Source organism: Nonlabens sp. Asnod2-A12 (genome assembly GCF_045063745.1).
Classification (GTDB): domain Bacteria; phylum Bacteroidota; class Bacteroidia; order Flavobacteriales; family Flavobacteriaceae; genus Nonlabens; species Nonlabens xylanidelens.
This window is the reverse complement of sequence record NZ_JBEFOB010000003.1, coordinates 2985769-3005306: the sequence shown is the minus strand read 5'-3', so window position 1 is coordinate 3005306 and position 19538 is coordinate 2985769. Positions and strand designations below refer to the sequence as shown.

The following is a 19538-nucleotide window of genomic DNA, read 5'->3' as shown; positions in this document are numbered from 1 at the left end:
TTTAAGCCCGCAAAGATAAGGATTATGAAAGGCTTAGGGAATTACTACTACTAAGAAAGTAACTTTACGATATGCTACATAATGTCTCTTACAATAATCCTAAAATTGAACGCGCTATTTCTAGCGAGGTAGGTGCTATTCTCACTTTAAAGGAAAGGTGGAAATTAAAAGGATCTGGTTCTCCTAAGCTTTTTATAACCGCATGCAGCATACAGATTCACAACCTATTAGTACTGGGTAACAACATTAATTCTTGCAACATGGAGTTGAGGAAAAACGGTGTGATATTAAGATTTAGATCTTTACTAGAAACCTATGCCCTGCCTATTCCCTATTATAAACTGGTTATTTATAAAGGAAAAGCCCAAGAGTATAGTATACATAGAGATAACTACTTTATTAAAGTAAAGGCAGATCATAAGAAGATTCATAAGTTTTTTGAAAAGCTAGCTCAATTAAAATCTGACCAAGGTTTTGAATACATAGATGACTTATAATCGGCGTCTTTATAAGAGAAAAATGTAACGTATTGGATGAAGGAGACACTAACTCTTTAAATAATAAATTTCAATCACATGATTCTCAGTTTAAAGAATGTTTCTAAAACATATAGTAATGGTGTAAAAGCGCTAGATAATGTAACGATAGATATCAACGCTGGTATGTTCGGTTTACTAGGTCCTAATGGTGCTGGTAAATCTTCCTTAATGAGAACTATTGCTACTTTACAGTCTCCTGACTCTGGTAGTATACATCTAGACGGATTAGATATTTTAAATAACAAGATCGAATTTAGAAAAAACTTAGGTTATCTGCCACAAGAATTTGGTGTGTATCCTAAAATGAGTGCACATGATTTACTGCATTACTTTGCAACTCTTAAAGGTGTTTCTAGCAAATCAGATAGAAAACTTATCGTAGAAAAAGCGCTAGAAATCACTAATCTTACTGAGGTACAACACAAGCACGTAGCTGGATATTCTGGCGGTATGAAACAACGTTTTGGTATCGCTCAATTACTACTTAACGACCCTAAGTTAATTATTGTAGATGAACCTACAGCTGGACTGGATCCTGCAGAAAGAAGACGTTTTTTAAATGTTCTTAGAGAAATAGGAACTAATCATATTGTTATTTTCTCCACTCACATTGTGGATGACGTTAAAGAGCTTTGTACCGACATGGCGATTCTTAATGGTGGTAAAATACTCGCTCAATCAACTCCTAAAGAAATGGTTGCAGCATTAAATGGTAAGGTATTTACTAGATCTATTGAAAGAGAAGAATTAGAGCGTTATGAATCTGAATACAATGTTATTTCTACTAGTTTTAATGAAAATAGTGATTTAATGATACGTGTTTTCAGTAAAGATTTATTGGATTCCGCTTTCGCGAAAGCGAGCCCAACACTAGAAGATGTATACTTTACTACATTGCGTCAAGATCAAGGTGTAACTGAACTTTCAAATGTATAATTATGTTTAGTACGATTTATTTACATGAGATAAAGACCTGGTTTAAGAAACCAGCTCCTTATATATTTGCTGCTATTTTATGGATTCTTGCATTGTTATTAAGTGCCCTTGCTTCAGGAGTATTTGATTTTACAGGTGCAACTGTAGTTTCGACTGCCAAAGTAAATAGTGCTCTTTCTATCTATGGTATGCTAGGTATATTCATGATACTTCTTTATTTCTTATTACCTACACTAATAGGAGGAACGTTACAACGAGATTATCGAAATAATATGCATAATGTTTTGTATAGTTATCCAATGACTAAAGTCAGTTATCTAGCATCAAAATTTTTAGCTGGGTTTACGATTACTTTAATTATTGTTTTAGGCTGTATTGTATTTATTACTATAGGATTTTATTTACCTGGTGCAAACGAGGAGAACTTGGGGCCTTTCAAATTGATTAATTACCTGCAACCATTCTTAGTTTACACCATCCCTAATACATTCTTTTACAGCGCTATTATTTTTGCAATCACCGCCTTTTTCAGAAACTTAAATGCTGCATTTATTTTTGTATTGATCTTATTCATAGTCCAAATTGCAACAGGAATAGCTGGTCAAGAAATGGAAGACACTACCTGGTTACAATTACTAGAACCTACTGGAGATACAGCTCTTGCAGAAACGATCAAATATTGGACTCCTGATGAGCAAAGTAATCAATTGATACCTATTGAGGGAAATATACTGTATAATAGATTGATATGGTTAACTATATCTCTTATCGTTTTTATAGGTACCATCTTCAGGTTTAATTTCTCTCAAAACCCTTCAAGTATTTCATTAAGAAAACCTAAGAAAAAGAGAATGACCAAAAGCAACTTTGGAGTAATTCAAAGAGTTGAAATGCCTAGGGTAAAAAGAGATTTCGGCTTTACAAACCAGCTTAAATCTTTATGGACTATGGCTTTTACTGATTTTAAATATATCGTAAAAAGCTGGCCGTTTATCATCATTACTTTGTTTGCATTTCTATTTGCATTTTTAAGTATGATAGATATTAACAGCGTTTTTGGAACATCTTCTTTACCTAAAACATGGAGTATGTTATCAAATGCTTCTGGATCATTTAGAGCTTTTGGTGTGATTCTTATCGCTCTTTATGGAGGTTTTTTGATGAATAGAGCAAGACTTGCTCATATGGGACAGATACTAGATGTTACACCAGTAAGCAATACTTCTATGTTGATCTCAAAGGCTTTAGCTTTATTTTTAATGATTGCATTGTATCAATCTTTTATAATGCTTACCGGTATGACGGTTCAAACGGCAAGAGGTTTTTATGAATATGAAATAGGACTTTACCTAAAGGACTTATTCTTAGTTGGGATTTGGTGGTTCATTCCTTGGATAGGATTATCACTTATTGTTCATACGCTCATTAAAAATAGATGGGTAGGATTTATTCTTTTACTATTTGTACTCTTATTTATACCATTAATTTTAGATGGAATAGGTATAGAACAAGCTCAATTTAAATTTAATCAAGGCGGTAGTGGTTTAAGCGCCAGCGACATGAATGGTTATGGTTTTATCAATAAGTTTATCGCTTACAGAGTCTATTGGATATTCTTAGGTATTGCAAGTATCGTAACTTCAATTACTTTGTACAGAAGAGGTGTAGGTGTAAAAGCTGTAGAACGCTTTTACATAGCTAAAAAAAGATTTAAACCTGCAATGTTAGGTGTATTATTTATATCTCTAATAGGATTCTTTACCACAGGTACTATGATCTGGAGGTCTAATAATGTGGAACGCGAGATCACTTCATCGAAAGAAAGAGAACAATTAAGAGTCAACTATGAAAAAGACCTTTCTCAATATTTAGACATACCTCAACCTAGAATAATTTCCGTGAAAGCAAATGTTGACATCTATCCTTACGACGGCGATTACAATGCCAAAGCGGTAATGACTATGGTTAACAAATCTAGTGTAGCAATCGACAGTTTACATGTTAATAGTGCTATGGATAGTCTTGTTAATATTCAATTAAGTCGTAAAGCAGATATCGTTTATGAAAACAAAGATTATGATTATACCATCTATAAATTTCAAGAAGCGCTGCAACCAAATGATACATTAATTTTTACGGTTGATAAGCATAATAGAAAAGCTTCTTTGCTTAACAACTTCTCTCCTATCGTTCAAAATGGTACATTCCTTAACAGCAGTATTTTCCCTACCTTAGGATATAGCGATAATTTTGAAATAAGAAATACTAAATTACGTGAGAAATATGACCTACCTCCTAAGGACAGGCTGCCATCTCCATTAGCTCCTGGAGCAACAAATAATAATTATATAGGTGGAAATAGCGACTGGATAGACTTTGAAGCAACCGTAAGCACGAGTAATGATCAAATAGCTATTGCTCCTGGATATCTTACTAAAGAATGGGAAGAAAATGATCGTAAATACTTTCATTATAAAATGGATAGTAAGATTCTTAACTTCTATAACTTCATGAGTGGTAAGTATGATGTATTAAGAGATGAACATGATGGTGTGAAACTTGAAATTTACTATCATCCAGATCATGATTATAATATTAATAGAATGATGAGTGGTCTTAAAGATGGTCTAGATTATTATAATGATAATTATACGCCTTACCAGCATAGACAAGCACGTGTCATTGAGTTCCCGAGAACTGGTGGTGGTTTTGCACAAGCGTTCCCTAATACGATACCTTTTAGTGAAGCCATAGGTTTCATTGCAGATGTTGATGAAGATGACCAAAACGGTGTTGATGTTCCTTATAGTGTTACTGCTCACGAACTAGCACACCAATGGTGGGCGCATCAAGTTATAGGTGCCAAAGCAAAAGGAATGACTTTACTTTCTGAAAGCCTTTCTGAGTACAGTTCTTTAAAAGTTCTAGAAAAAGGAAGTGGTAAAATACAAATGCGCAAATTCTTGAAGAATGCTATGGATCGATATTTACTAGGTAGAACGGTAGAATCTATAGGTGAGAATCCATTGATGTTTAATGAAAATCAACAGTATATTCATTATCAAAAAGGATCTCTCGTGTTGTATGCGATGAGTGATTATCTAGGTGAAAAGAAATTCAATGATGTAGTAAAAAGATTTGCAGAGAAATATCAATTCAAAGCAGCTCCTTATCCCACGTCTATAGAATTTGTGGAAGATATAAGAGCTGTAACACCAGACTCATTGCAGTATCTAGTTACCGATATGTTTGAAACTATAACTTTATATGATAATAAAGTTAAAAAAGCTACTTACACAGAACTTCCTGATGGTAAATACCTTGTCAACATAAATGCTTTGACAAGTAAATACAGGTCTGATAAAAAAGGTAAATCTGTTTACAAAAACATCGCAGGAGACAGCATTTCATTTACTCCAGAAGGAAAGAAAAGAGCCATAAAATCCTTACCACTTGCTGATTATATCGAGGTAGGTGTTTTTGGAGAAGAAGACAAAGAAACAGGAGAAGAAAGCGTACTATACCTTAAAAAAGTTAAGATCTCGGAGATTTCTAATTCCTTTGACATTGTTGTAGACTCAAAACCTATTGAAGCAGGAATTGATCCATTCAATATTCTGATTGATAGAAACAGTGATGATAATCGCATGTTGTTGAGCAAATCTGACAATAAAAAAAGCAAGAAAAAAGAAGAGTAAAATACTTTTATAATAGTCTTAAAACGCCATCTTCACCAGATGGCGTTTTTTGTTTTAACAAACTATTGGTCGAGGTACCTATCTAGTGTAGTATCTTTAAGACATGAAAGTATTACTTACAGGTGCCAACGGTTATATAGGAGTTCGTTTATTATATGAACTTCTTAAAGCAGATCATAAAGTGGTTTGTGCAGTGCGCAATGCGGCAAGACTATCTGTGCCACAAGAAATACGCGATCAAATAGAGATTATAGAAGTAGATTTTCTAAAGGTAGAATTAAATCAAAAATTACCTCAAGATATCGATGCTGCCTATTATTTGATCCATTCCATGACATCGAGCACAGAAGATTTTGATCAACTAGAAGCGCAAAGTGCTCAAAACTTTGTAAAATTAATTAGAGAAACAGACTGTAAACAAGTTATTTATCTCTCCGGAATAGTGAACGAGGATAAATTGAGTAAGCATTTGCTTTCGCGAAAGCGAGTGGAAGACATACTCTATACAGGAGATTATAACCTCACGGTATTAAGAGCTGGAATAATTGTGGGTAGTGGTAGTTCTTCTTTTGAAATAGTACGCGACCTATGTGAAAAGTTACCTGTAATGATCACTCCTAAATGGGTAAATACTAAAACGCATCCCATCGCTATACGCAATGTGATGAGTTTTTTAATAGGCGTTTTAGGTAGAGAAGATTGTTACCGTCAAAGTTTTGATATAGGTGGTAAAAGCATTCTAACCTACAAGGAAATGATGCAAGGCTATGCTAAAAATAGGAATTTAAAACTGGCTATAATTACGGTGCCTGTTATGACGCCTAAGTTGAGTAGTTACTGGTTGTACTTTGTAACCAGCACGAGTTATAAACTTGCTCAAAATCTAGTAAACAGCATGGCTATAGAAGTGATCGCTTCTAAGAATGATCTTGCTCAAAGGTTAGGCATAGAATTATACGATTATCAAGAAGCGCTTACTATGGCTTTTGCAAAAATTGAGCAAAATCAGGTAGTCAGCAGCTGGAAAGATTCTATGGTGAGCGGCAGATTTAAAAACAATCTCAATAAATATAAACAGGTCCCAAGTTATGGATGTCTTAAGGATGCTCAAAAACTAGCAGCTAATAATCCTGACGCGGCGCTGGAAAGGATCTGGTCCATAGGCGGTAAAAACGGTTATTATTACGCAACGTTTTTATGGAAAATAAGAGGTTATCTGGATAAGCTTTTAGGTGGTGTAGGCTTGCGACGCGGTCGTACAAATCCTACCACTATTTATGCTGGAGATGCCTTAGATTTTTGGCGTGTTCTTGTTGCAGATCGGGAAGGAAAAAGATTGTTACTCTTTGCTGAAATGCGTGTGCCAGGAGAAGCCTGGTTAGAATTTGAAATCGATGAGAACAATGTCGTACATCAAACAGCCACTTTTAGACCCAAAGGTATTTGGGGTAGATTATACTGGTACTCTATGCTACCGTTTCATTACTTTATTTTTGCTGGTATGATCAGGAAAATTGCAACTGGTAAGTAGTATTGAAAAATCCTCACGAGAGGTTAATTTAACTCTATCTCTCGTGAGCATATTTGTTTAAATAGAGGTTACAACTTTTTCCATAGGTAATCTAGATTTAGGACTACGATCTATTTGATTACTATCATCTTCATCTCGATATCCAACAGCCACTGCGACTATAGAATGATAACCTTTATGTCCTAAAATTTTATTATACTTTACAGCATCGATACCTTCCATAGGTGTTGCATCTATTTTCATTTGCGCACAAGCGCTTAATAATACACCTATAGAAAGATAAACCTGCTTATCAAACCATGTAGTTATATCTTTCTTAGATAATGGCTTTAAAACATCTTTATAATACTTTACAGAACCCTCTGGTAATGAGTTTTCTATTTGCTCTTCAAATAATTCTAAATTATCAACTCTGTTAAAGATAACTAGAGTATCACAATCTTTAATTTTATGTTCATTAAAATAAGAAGCTGCAGCTAATTTATCTTTTAAATCGTCATCATTTACAAATGTAAAATTCCACGGCTGGCTATTAATAGAAGAAGGTGATAACCTAAGAATTTCTTTCAATTCTTCCATTTTATCTACCGCCACTTTCTTTGAAGGATTATATCTTTTTGTTGAATACCTCCATTGCATCGATTCTAAAAAACTCATATATTAAATTTTAAGATTTATGTATTACGCTTATTTCTATGAATTTAAGCATTCCTATAATAGATGCCACAAGTTTATAAATAAACGCAACAACTTTAACAGTGGTTCTTAAAACAACATCATTTAAAAGTTAAAAAAGAGTCGAAAAAATTAATCTAGAAAATCAAAAGCATCTATACCTTAGGTAAAAACACCTCAGCCATCATACATCTTACAGAGCCACCACCTAAGGTTTCAATAGTAGAAATAGATGGATGTAAAATCTCGTTATATTTTTCTAATTTTTCAATTTGCATAGGAGTTAACGACTTATATGCCTGGTCACTCATTACTAGAATGCGATCACCTTTATCATTATGAACCTGCATCATGTTACCTGCAAACGCATTCACTTGCTCTTCGGTAATCTTTATAACTTCTTTACCGTTTTCTTTAAGGTGATTAAGAACGTTTTTAGCTTCTTTCTTATCATCAATAGAATCTAGGCAAATTACTGCATAATCTTCTCCTAGAGCCATCATTACGTTAGTATGATAAATAGATAGACGCTCTTCCCCTACTGTTTGATAAGCTTTGAAGATAACAGGTGTGTATTCAAAATCTTCACAAAATTCGATCATCAGTTCTTCGTCTGCACGAGCAGATAAACTACAGTATGCTTTACGATTTACACGATCTAATAACAAACTACCAGTTCCTTCTAGAAAGATCCCTTCGTCTTCAGCACTTGTGTAATCTATAACGTTATTGATCTGGAAACCTTCTGCTTCCATTAACTCCATAGCGTCTGGTCTTCTCTCTCTACGTCTGTTCTCGGCAAACATAGGATATAATGCGATGTCTCCGTTTTCATGAGTAGAGATCCAGTTGTTAGGAAATATAGAATCTGGCGTGTCAAATTCTATGCGATCTTGTACTACTAATACATGAATTCCTTTTTCTTGTAATGCTATTACAAAAGCGTCAAATTCATCTTGAGCTTTCTTGTTTTGATCAATGATCTTTACGCCTTCATCTTGATAATAGTTGTTTACGGCAGTTTCTTCGTTTAAACGGAACTGTATAGGGCGTACCATGAAAATGGTATCAGTAATTTGTCTCATTAATCTCTAATTAAGGGTAAGGTAGAACATCTTAAAAGACCTTCTTGTTTTGATATTTCAGCATATGGCACTTCTTCTACGGTGATACCGTGACCGCGCAACCATGTATTTAATCTTGTAAAATTATTTTCTGACACTACTACGTCTGGAGCGATAGAAAAGATATTTGAATTCATGTAATACATCTCTTCTTGAGATATTTCAAAGCAATTTTCTGATCCAAAGAAATCAATTAAATATTGATACTCTTCTTCTTGTAAAAATCCGTTTCTATGTATAATACATTTACCGTCACCTACAGGCTGGAAACAACAATCTAAATGCAATGCGTTATTGTATGGATCGTGATTATCTTTTCTTAAATTAAAAGAGACCACTTTCTTATTAGGAAAAGTTTTTTCTAGCCATTCCACACCTTGTACATTAGTGCGAGCTATTATATAATCTGCATAGTCCTCTCCACGATAAGTCCCCACAAAAACATGATCGTTATATAACATAACATCACCACCTTCTATATGAACCTCTTCTGGAGGTCGTACTACGTTGTCAGGATTAATTAGGTCTATTACGTATTGTATAGCCTCTATTTCTTCCTCACGATCTGGGAGAATATTTGCCTTCACAAAAACATTATCGATTACAAAACCTATATCACGTGTAAATATCTGATTACAGTCTTCTATTTGTTCAGGTCTAAAAACCTTTACATCATATTTCTCAAACACAGCAGCAACCGCTTCCATCTCTCTTACCATATCCTCATTTTTAGGATAAGTACCTGCTATGATGTGTTCTCTAGACTTAGGGTCATAGGCATCTACTAGATCTGGCACTGGACCATTGCTTTTAGCTGTACCTAAAATTACCGACCTTAACCTTGAGGTCTCGTTATTAACATGAAGATTAATTTTTTCCATAATGCGAATTTAATAATTACCGCTAGTCTTTTCTACCAATATGATAATGCATTTATCAACCATTTATAATCATTTAAAGATCAACTTATAAAGTTTATAAAATTAAAAAACTCCCAAAAGCAATTACTTTTGGGAGTTTTAAATATCTAATTTAAAAGAGATTATCTGTCAGATGCTTCTTTAAAAGATCTTAAGTTTTCACCTGTATAAACCTGACGTGGTCTACCTATAGGTTCTTTATTTTCTCTCATTTCTTTCCATTGTGCGATCCATCCTGGAAGACGTCCTAATGCAAACATAACTGTAAACATTTCAACTGGAATTCCCATTGCACGGTAAATAATACCAGAATAGAAATCTACGTTAGGATATAATTTACGATCTACAAAGTAAGGATCGTTAAGAGCTTCTTGTTCTAGACCTTTAGCAATGTCTAAGATAGGATCTTCTACACCTAATGCTTCAAGAACCTCGTCTGCAGCTACTTTTATGATCTTAGCACGTGGATCAAAGTTTTTATAAACTCTGTGTCCGAATCCCATTAAACGGAATGGATCATTCTTATCCTTAGCCTTAGCCATATACTTTTTAGTATCACCACCATCTTCTTTAATTGCTTCTAGCATTTCAAGAACTGCCTGGTTAGCACCACCATGAAGTGGTCCCCAAAGTGCAGATATACCAGCACTTAAACTAGCAAAAAGACCTGCATGAGAAGAACCTACGATACGTACTGTACTTGTTGAACAGTTTTGCTCATGGTCTGCATGAAGGATTAATAATTTATCTAGTGCGTTAGAAACAATAGGGTCTACTTTATATTCAGAATTAGGTTTCTTAAACATCATTTTAAGGATGTTATCTACATAACCTAGACTATCATCACCATAATCAAGTGGCTGTCCTGTACGTTTTCTTAATGCCCATGCTACAAGAACTGGGAATTTACCCATGATGTTCACGATAGCTTTGTACATATCTTCTTCACTATCTACATTTACTGAAGATGGATTAAATGCTATAAGCGCACTTGTTAAAGAAGAAAGCACTCCCATAGGGTGAGCCGTCTTAGGAAAACCATCTAAAATTTTCTTTACATCTTCATCTACATGAGATTGAGCTTTAATGTCACTGTGAAACTTCTCTAATTGAGTAGTTGTAGGTAACTCACCAAAGATTAATAAATAGGCAACTTCAAGGAAATCAGCTTTATCTGCAAGGTCTTCTATAGAGTAACCTCTATATCTAAGAATTCCTTCTTCACCATTTAAGAATGTTATTGCACTAGTACAACTACCAGTATTTTTATAACCTGGGTCAATAGTGGTAAGTCCACCAGTTGCACCTCTAAGTGTTTTTATGTCTATTGCCTTTTCATCTTCTGAGCCAGTAATAACAGGAAACTCGTATTTCTTGCCTTCAAACTCTAATATCGCCTTGTCTGCCATTTTTATTTTTGGATTTTCTGTCTACGAAAATACGTCACAAGCTTTAATTTTCATACTATATAGAAGTGAAGTTTAATTATTTAATAAATATTTAATCTTTAATACATCTATTTAGGGCGATAACTTAGAATATTCTACGAATAAGCACAGTTTTAACTTGAATTCCGCTTTCGCGAAAGCGAAACTAAAACCATCTTAAAAACAAAACGACGACCAAAAAAGGCCGCCGTAAAGCAATTTGTAGTCCCAAAAACTAACAAAAAATTATTTCACTATAAGTTGTACAGCAGCAGCATCTACATTTGTTTCTACTTTTAAAATATACATACCTGCGCTTAACACGGTAGATGGTTTTATGGTTTGAGAACCATCAAACTGATTTGTATGGGTATAAATCCTTTGACCTAACGTATTATACAAAGTCATAGTCACTTCTTTACCACTTAAATAACTACTATTTACTTGAAACGAATTACCTACTACCGGATTAGGAAATACTTCTAGATCGTTTTCTAATAACGACTGCTCTAAGGAAAGTATCGCTGCCCCATACTCTATCTTAAATCTGTTGCTACTACTACCAGCAGCACTTACATTAAAATTAACGACATTCACACCGTTTTGTAAAATTGTGCGCGTTCCTATTTCATTATCTACTAGAGTCGCTGTTACACCACTGTTTAAATTGAGATCTAATTCCATCACATAGTTATTTATTCTATAATTAGAAATATGTAGTGGTGTTACATCTCCTGCTTGTGGATGTTGTGTTTTTTCTACACTTAGAATATCAACACCATTTGATATAGCAAGAGTTTCATCTAAGTTGTTAAACTTTAATGCATCACTCTTATCTACCTGGTCGTTATATGAATTATTAAAACGCATCACAGCCTGATCTAAAACAGTCCTAGTCGCTGCATTCTTTAATCCAATAATTATCTCATTATCTAAATCATAGATTCCAAAGACTTGAGTCAACGGCTGGCTAACTGCTTTTTGAGATTCTTTAAATGTTAAAGTACTAGCACCGTTAGTGGACACAAACAGAGACTGTCCTGGTTGCAAGAACTTATTTGCTGTACTAGACATAGGTATCGCGTCACCATTTGCCGTACCTAAATCTACTGTGGCATAACCGCCACGTACATTTAAATTAGGGTCCCATACATAAACAAAGTTTGCATTCATACCAGTAGTTGCAGCATCTAATAAAACGCTTTTGAAATCTACGACTGCCTGGTATGGATTTGCTATCATCGCAAATTCTCCATTACTAGTTGCATAAGATGCCGAATAATCTCCTGTATGTAAAACACCACTAGACCTTAATGTCGTGTTAGAAGGTGTTGCTGCATTATTTGTTAAATCTGTATTACGATCTCCTCTTACTAACATTCTCATAGGTGTACCTATAACTAATTGTTCTATATTAGTATTAGGCACCGTGTTCCATAAATAATTATCATTATCAAATGTAAATAGAGAATAAGCTCCTGTAGAGGTAACATCAAAACCGTTTGCAGCGCTTGGCCCTGTAATATGCGTACCTAATCCTGTTGCAACACTCCCATCCTCTTGCCAGTTTTCTCTTATACTACCAGTAGAGTTTACTGAAGAACTGAGGAATCTAAAAGCTCGTTTTGCTGGTATATAACGCTCTACTTTTACACTGCCGTTGATAGTTGCTAGACTAGCATTATCCAGTTGTCCTGTTGTGGTTGCATTACTCTTAAATACAATATTATTATTGGCATTTATAACAGATGACTGAGGTTTTAAGACATTATAAATATTTGTAACAGCATCAAAGGTCACTCCAGCTGTGTTGTTAACCTCTAGAATATCTAAGTCCAAAGATCCAGTACCAGTTACTGTCTGACTAGATGCTCCACTTATTTCTAGAACACCATCTGTTGCATCTACTAGACCATCTACAGTCAGGTTGCCTTTTACAGCAAGTGTTGCATTAATATCTAAAGTACTCATGGCACCCATAACATCCATATTATTAATCACAGAACTAACAGATATAGGAGCTACACCACTTAATACTTGAGCATTTAAACCTCCTGTTTCTGCATGAGGAGCAAATGGAGACCATGCACCAGCATCATATATAAGTGTAGGATCTTCTATCGTGATAGTAAATACATCACCTAATAAAACAGTGTCTGAATTACCTAAAACTGTATATCCAAATGAGTCTTCATTAACCAACTCCATAGAGTCATGTACATATTGAATATTACTATTATTTAAATCTCCTTGACTAAATGAATCTCCTACATTAAGATCTACACCGTTTAATTGAATTTGTCCATAATCTACATCGTTAGTTACTACATAAACTAGGTTTGCATTAGTAAATCCTGTTTGAACCGATCTTAATAATGTATTATCAATGATGCTAGTTGCATTAAAAGCACTTGTTAATCCTAAGTTTCTATTATTATCGATATCATTTACATATTGTAATCTACCACAAACGGTAACTGAAAACTCATTGAATGTTCCACCATCTTGCGTTGTAATATTGCCAAATCTATCTCTGACTGTTCCAACTCTATCGGTTGCTAAAAGCACCCATTCTCCTTGAGCACTTAACCCATTGAAACGAGTAAAAGCTTGCCCTGGTCTTTGATTACCAGTTAGGGCACCACGATAAGTTGAAGCACAGCTAAAGTTCTGAGTACCATTATCACTTACTGTAAGGTCAAAGTTTGCTCCATCTGCACATTCCCGATTATATACTTCAGAAAATCTTCCAGAAGGTGCGCTAAATTGCATTTTAATATCTCCTGTATCTGAATGACTTGCTCGCATATAATAACTCACTTGAGTAATTTCTATATCATCTGGAATATTCATACGTGCGCTTACGGCATTAACTGCGCTGTTTTCCCACACATTATCTCCGTTTTCAAAATATTCATTTTCATAAGTTCTACATACATCTTGTGCTGTTTGAAAAGAACTTATTGAATTAATAGTTCCAGCGACACAATCACTAGAAGGTGTTACTTTCCAGTAATAGATTTTACCTGCTTCTAATGCAGTAGGTTGATATGAATTCACAAAAGAAACCATACCAGATTCTGCAATAGTAGAAAAGCTAGGATTTTCTGATATTTCAACAAAATAATTAGCAGCACTAGCTAGATCCTCCCATTCTAGTAATGGATTTGCAACTTGATTTCCTGCACCATTTACTGGCGCTACTTGAAGAACATCTCCTATACTATTATCAAATAGTTTAAATGTAAAATCTTTAACTATTGTTGCCGTAGAAGATTGTGCCTCTACAGTAAAATCATACTGACTTGCTTCTACCGAAGATGTTCCTGAAATAACAATATCTACCGTAGCGTCTACAGTAGTTGTGTTAGGGTTAAAGCTTGCTATTAATCCTGCTGGTAAACCTACTGCGCTAAATGTAACCGTTTCATTAAAACCAGGCGCAGCGTTGTATTGAAAAGAAGTTGTTCCGTTACCAGGTTGACAAACAGAAAAGTCTTTTGTTACTGCAGTTAATTCAAATGTTCCTTCTTTGATCTCAAAGTTACCGTTATTCACATTAAAGAAATAGTTATCTACAGCTTCTACCATAATTCGAGCATTTGCAGTTTTAGTCCCAGTAGGAATAACAACACTACTAGATCCTGTATTACTCACATTAGATGCCAATGTAACCGGATAAGTGTAACCTCCATCTAATGATAATTTGATATTAACTTCTGTTGCTAGCTCTACTCTATTGGTTCCAGCAACATCCCAAGTTACAGTTTGTATCTCTCCTTCGTGCCATATTTCATTTAACAATGGAGTATTGACTACGAAGGGACCTACGACATCCCTAGGTTTAACTATTACTTCTCCACGATCTGTCTGACCTCCAAAAAGATTATTATCTCTTATAGTGCAAACAAACCTCATATCTCTCGACACCGAATTTAAAGTTTCCCAAGTATCATCTGTACCATTCAGCACTTCCTCTAAGTTCGGAAAATATCTAGTAGGACTAGTTGTTGCAAATTTAGTTCGGAACATAGGCCCAGTCGTATTTGTGCTGACCGGAGGTTGAGTTGATCCAGCATTTGCCGATGTACCTTCATCCCATTGCTCCCAGTTATATGTATACACCTCACCACTATCAGGAACTTGTCCAGAATTTCCAGTCAGCTTAAAAGGAGTAGAAATAGGTAAAAACTTTTCTGCTAAATCATTTGATATAGGAGCAGTAGGATTATCATTAGTTAAGTTAACTTCTACTTCGCAAGTATCTGCATCAATTGAATTATGCATTTGCTGAATACTTGCTGCATGGAAATATGCATCACTATTTTCCTGAACATTTGGAGAACAAATACCTGCGTAACCCATAATGGTTGACGCACTACCTGTCTCAAACGGCTGACCACCAGCGGAACCAAAACATGGATTATAATAAGTATGAGAAGCACCAAATTGGTGCCCTATCTCATGACATACATAATCGATATCAAAAGGATCAAATTCTGGAGTAACTATTCCCGTTACACCACGTTCCTTACCTGTGCTACAAGGACTAGTCCCAGCAATACCACCACCACCTGTAGAGAACACATGACCTATATCATAACTACCAGTACCCAAAACACTTGTTAATGTATTTGTGTTTTCAGCTAGCATATCACTTCCAGAGTAATTACTGTAAGGATCAGTAGATGGATCTGTATAAATAACATTACTATTATTTCCTACAAGACTGAATCTCATAGACATTTCTTGTTCATAGACAGAGTTAACTCTTGTAAGAGTAACGACTATTCCAGCAAGAGCATCTGACACGGCATTCCCATTGGCTATGTTTCCATCATCATGGTAGGCAGTATATTCTGCAGTAGCAGCAATTGCTATTCTATATGTTCTAAAAGTAAGATCTCTAAATGATTTTGTTTGTGCAACAGCAACAGACGACTTACTTAATGCGTCTAAACTATCGTCTACCTCACACGCAAAATTATCGTCACTAGCACGGTTAAGATCTTTTCTATTATAGATCATAATAGATTCTGGAGATACCTTAGAATATGGATCCATATAAAGAATCTTCTCTCCAGTGATTAAACCATGAAAACCTTTAGGTGTAATGGTAAAATATATTTTATTTAAAAGGTTTGTTTTACTCTGACCTACATAAGATTGAATCTGTGGGTATTGAGCATGTAGCTCTTCAGAAACAGCACCAGAAGTGTAGATGCTAAATGTTTCAAATTGATCATTACCTAATGGAAAGTCTACTTCTATAGCTGTGCCGCCATCAAATCTATCGACTGCACCATCTAACTTTGTAGAAAGTGCATCTACATCAATATCAAAAATATCAAATTTATTAGGCTGTATCGGTCTTAAATCTTTAGATATCTTACCTACTATAGACATATCTGGACTTTTCCAGATCGTTTGTGAATAAGTAGAAAACGGTAAGAGAATTAAAAATGCAAAAAATAGAATTTTGTTCATTTGTTGTGAATTTTTGGGATCACAAATAAACAACAGTTCGTCTGACTTTAGGTTGTTTCATCTATCAAATGCGCTTTTAATTGGCTTTTAACGCATTTAATCGATTTTAAAAACCAGTGATATGAACATATATCAATAAAAAAAGCCACCTATGTTCTAGGTGGCTTGTGTTTTACCGCTTTCGCGAAAGCGGAATAATATCAATTATATTAAAACTGAAATGCTTTTCTACCTGGGTAATAAGCAGCATCACCTAACTCTTCTTCTATACGGATAAGTTGGTTATACTTTGCCATACGGTCTGAACGTGATGCAGAACCTGTTTTTATCTGTCCTGTAGATAACGCCACAGCAAGGTCTGCAATAGTATTATCTTCAGTCTCTCCACTACGGTGGGACATCACAGATGTATATCCTGCTTTGTGTGCCATAGTTACAGCTGCGATAGTCTCTGTTAGAGTACCGATTTGATTAACCTTAATTAAAATAGAATTTGCAATATCATTTTCAATACCTCTAGAAAGTCTTTCTACGTTAGTAACAAACAAATCATCACCTACGAGTTGTACTTTATGACCAGCTTTTTCTGTTAAAAATTTCCAACCATCCCAATCGTTTTCATCCATTCCATCTTCGATAGAGATAATAGGATATTTATCTGCCAGATCAGAAAGGTAAGTTGCTTGCTCTTCTGAAGTTCTAATAACCCCAGTTTCACCTTCAAACTTAGTATAGTCATATTTTCCATCTACAAAAAATTCAGCAGCAGCACAGTCAAGAGCGATCATCACTTGTGTTCCTGGTTCATAGCCTGCATTTTTGATAGCTAACAATATAGTATCTAAAGCATCTTCTGTTCCATCTAATGTAGGTGCAAAACCACCTTCATCCCCTACTGCAGTACTTAATCCTCTATCATGAAGAACTTTCTTTAAATGGTGAAAGATTTCAGTACCCATTTGAAGAGCATGAGAAAAACTTTCTGCCTCTACCGGCATAACCATAAATTCTTGAAAAGCAATAGGCGCATCACTATGCGATCCACCATTAATGATATTCATCATAGGAACTGGAAGAGTACTCGCACTCATACCTCCTATATATTTATATAAAGGCTGGTTAAGCTCACTAGCTGCGGCTTTTGCACAAGCTAATGAAACACCTAAAATAGCATTGGCACCTAAACTAGCTTTGTTAGGAGTACCATCTAATTGTATCATTAATTGATCAATATAGGCTTGTTCAAAAACCGAAGTTCCTAAAAGCTCTTCAGCAATAATGGTATTCACATTATTAACAGCTTTACTTACACCTTTACCCATAAAAGTTTTACCGCCATCGCGCAATTCTACCGCTTCATGCTCACCAGTAGAAGCTCCAGATGGAACTGCTGCTCTACCCATAATTCCGTTTGATGTAACGACATCCACCTCTACAGTAGGATTACCTCTTGAATCAAAGATTTGTCTTGCGTGAACTTCTATAATTGTACTCATATTGTTACTTCTTTTGTTGAGTTAATAAGATTGATAAATTGGTCAAATAAATAAGTAGCGTCATTTGGACCAGGGCCAGCTTCTGGATGATATTGTACTGAAAAACATGGCTTACTATTATGCTTTATACCAGCAACTGTGTTATCATTAAGATGATAATGTGTGATGGAGATATCTGAATTATTCTCAGTATCTTCTCTACTTATTGCAAAACCATGATTTTGGCTAGTTATCTCACCTTTGCCAGTTTCTACATGCATAACGGGATGATTAATACCGCGATGACCATTATGCATTTTAAAAGTAGATATTCCATTTGCTAAAGCTATAACTTGATGTCCTAGGCAAATACCGAATAATGGATCCTCAGCATTTAAAATATCCTTAGCAGTAAGAACTGCTTGCGTTAAAGGTTCTGGATCACCAGGACCATTTGATAGGAAATAACCATCTGGATTAAAAGATTTCATTTGTTCATAAGTAGAATCAAATGGAAATATCTTTATGTAAGCACCACGATTCGCTAGGTTGCGAAGAATATTCTTTTTAATACCTAAATCAAGGGCTGAAATTCTAATGTTAGAATTTTCATCTCCATAAAAATAAGGCTCCTTGCAAGAAACCTGAGAAGATAACTCCAAGCCCTTCATGGAAGGAACGGTAGCTAGTTGTCTTTTAAGACCATCTAAATCATCAATTTCAGTAGAAATAATAGCATTTTGAGCACCATTATCTCTAATATATGAAACTAGTGCACGAGTGTCTACGTCTGATAGAATTACTAGGTCCTTTTTCTCTAAATAAGATAACAAATCACCTTGTGCAGCTTCTCTTGAAAATACTTCAGAGAAATTCTTACAAATTAATCCTGCTATTTTCACAGAGTCTGACTCTTCATCGACACTAGTTACACCATAATTACCAATATGCGCATTTGTAGTAACCATAATCTGACCGAAATAAGAAGGATCTGTAAAGATCTCTTGATATCCCGTAGTTCCGGTATTAAAACAAATTTCGCCTGTGGAAGTACCACCCTTACCTACCGCCTTACCGTGAAAAATGGTTCCATCTTCCAACAAAATAATGGCGTCTTTTTTCTCTAAATATCCCATAATCAGTTTGTATTCAAAAATAATCTAAAAAAAATGCAAAAAAAAAGGATCAATGAAATAATCATTGATCCTTTTTCTACATATTATAAAGAAATTTACTCTTCTTCATTTGACTTTGTATCAGCTACAGCAGCGGCAGAAGATGACTTACTTCTTCTACTACGTCTAGTAGTTGCTTTTTTAGCACCAGCTTCTAACTTATAGATTTCATTATAGTCAACAAGCTCTATCATAGCCATGTCTGCATTATCACCAAGTCTATTACCTAATTTGATAATTCTAGTGTAACCACCTGGACGGTCACCTACTTTTGCAGCTACATCTCTAAAAAGTTCTGTTACTGCTTCCTTACTTCTAAGTTTAGCAAAAACCAATCTTCTATTGTGAGTTGTATCCTCTTTAGACTTTGTTATCAATGGCTCAACAAATTGCTTAAGCGCTTTAGCCTTAGCCACAGTAGTATTTATACGTTTGTGCTCAATAAGAGAACAACTCATATTTGAAAGCATAGCCTTACGGTGTGCAGTCTTTCTACTTAAATGGTTTACTTTTTTTCCGTGTCTCATTTTGTATTATATTCTTGAACTAGG

The 19538-nt window shown here is 34.9% G+C and carries 12 protein-coding genes; 4 read left to right on the top strand and 8 right to left on the bottom strand.

Annotation, left to right across the window (positions count from 1 at the left end):
• Positions 1-71: 71 nt before the first annotated feature.
• The 4 genes from ACJJVJ_RS13650 to ACJJVJ_RS13635 all read left to right on the top strand — a co-directional run bounded on the left by ACJJVJ_RS13650 (position 72) and on the right by ACJJVJ_RS13635 (position 6704).
• The gene (locus tag ACJJVJ_RS13650; RefSeq protein WP_405370928.1) at positions 72-497 is read left to right on the top strand and encodes a hypothetical protein; all 426 of its coding nucleotides are present in this window, start codon (positions 72-74) and stop codon (positions 495-497) included.
• Between the two features lie 78 nt (positions 498-575).
• Complete coding sequence (locus ACJJVJ_RS13645) at positions 576-1475, top strand: ABC transporter ATP-binding protein (RefSeq protein ID WP_405370926.1); 900 nt, start codon at positions 576-578, stop codon at positions 1473-1475.
• Positions 1476-1477: 2 nt separating this feature from the next.
• Entirely contained in the window at positions 1478-5173 is a 3696-nt protein-coding gene (locus tag ACJJVJ_RS13640) for a M1 family aminopeptidase (protein WP_405370925.1), read from the top strand.
• 103 nt (positions 5174-5276) lie between these two features.
• The gene (locus ACJJVJ_RS13635; RefSeq protein WP_405370924.1) at positions 5277-6704 is read left to right on the top strand and encodes an SDR family oxidoreductase; all 1428 of its coding nucleotides are present in this window, start codon (positions 5277-5279) and stop codon (positions 6702-6704) included.
• Between the two features lie 57 nt (positions 6705-6761).
• Here the strand turns inward: ACJJVJ_RS13635 and ACJJVJ_RS13630 are convergent, their stop codons facing one another.
• The 8 genes from ACJJVJ_RS13630 to rplQ form a co-directional block, all read right to left on the bottom strand.
• Positions 6762-7361 (bottom strand): nitroreductase family protein, encoded by a 600-nt coding sequence (locus ACJJVJ_RS13630; RefSeq protein ID WP_405370922.1) that lies wholly within the window; start codon positions 7359-7361, stop codon positions 6762-6764.
• Positions 7362-7534: 173 nt separating this feature from the next.
• Entirely contained in the window at positions 7535-8464 is a 930-nt protein-coding gene (gene ctlX, locus ACJJVJ_RS13625; RefSeq protein WP_405370920.1) for a citrulline utilization hydrolase CtlX, read from the bottom strand.
• Positions 8464-9384, bottom strand: coding sequence for a dimethylarginine dimethylaminohydrolase family protein (locus ACJJVJ_RS13620; protein WP_405370918.1), 921 nt, complete (start codon positions 9382-9384; stop codon positions 8464-8466). Before ACJJVJ_RS13620 ends, ctlX begins: the two co-directional genes overlap by 1 nt.
• Before the next feature lie 161 nt (positions 9385-9545).
• On the bottom strand, positions 9546-10832 hold the full coding sequence (locus tag ACJJVJ_RS13615) for a citrate synthase (protein WP_104515635.1): 1287 nt from the start codon (positions 10830-10832) through the stop codon (positions 9546-9548).
• 264 nt (positions 10833-11096) lie between these two features.
• Positions 11097-16337 carry a reprolysin-like metallopeptidase gene (locus ACJJVJ_RS13610; RefSeq protein ID WP_405370916.1) on the bottom strand — a complete coding sequence of 1747 codons (5241 nt, stop codon included), beginning with the start codon at positions 16335-16337 and terminating at the stop codon, positions 11097-11099.
• Positions 16338-16546: 209 nt separating this feature from the next.
• A complete protein-coding gene (gene eno, locus ACJJVJ_RS13605) occupies positions 16547-17833 on the bottom strand; it encodes a phosphopyruvate hydratase (RefSeq protein WP_405370914.1) in 1287 nt (428 codons plus the stop codon).
• Positions 17830-18948, bottom strand: a complete 1119-nt coding sequence (gene carA, locus ACJJVJ_RS13600) for a glutamine-hydrolyzing carbamoyl-phosphate synthase small subunit (protein ID WP_405370912.1) — start codon at positions 18946-18948, stop codon at positions 17830-17832. The genes eno and carA overlap by 4 nt, the downstream gene beginning before the upstream one ends.
• Before the next feature lie 95 nt (positions 18949-19043).
• A complete protein-coding gene (gene rplQ, locus ACJJVJ_RS13595; RefSeq protein WP_104515639.1) occupies positions 19044-19514 on the bottom strand; it encodes a 50S ribosomal protein L17 in 471 nt (156 codons plus the stop codon).
• Positions 19515-19538: the final 24 nt, after the last annotated feature.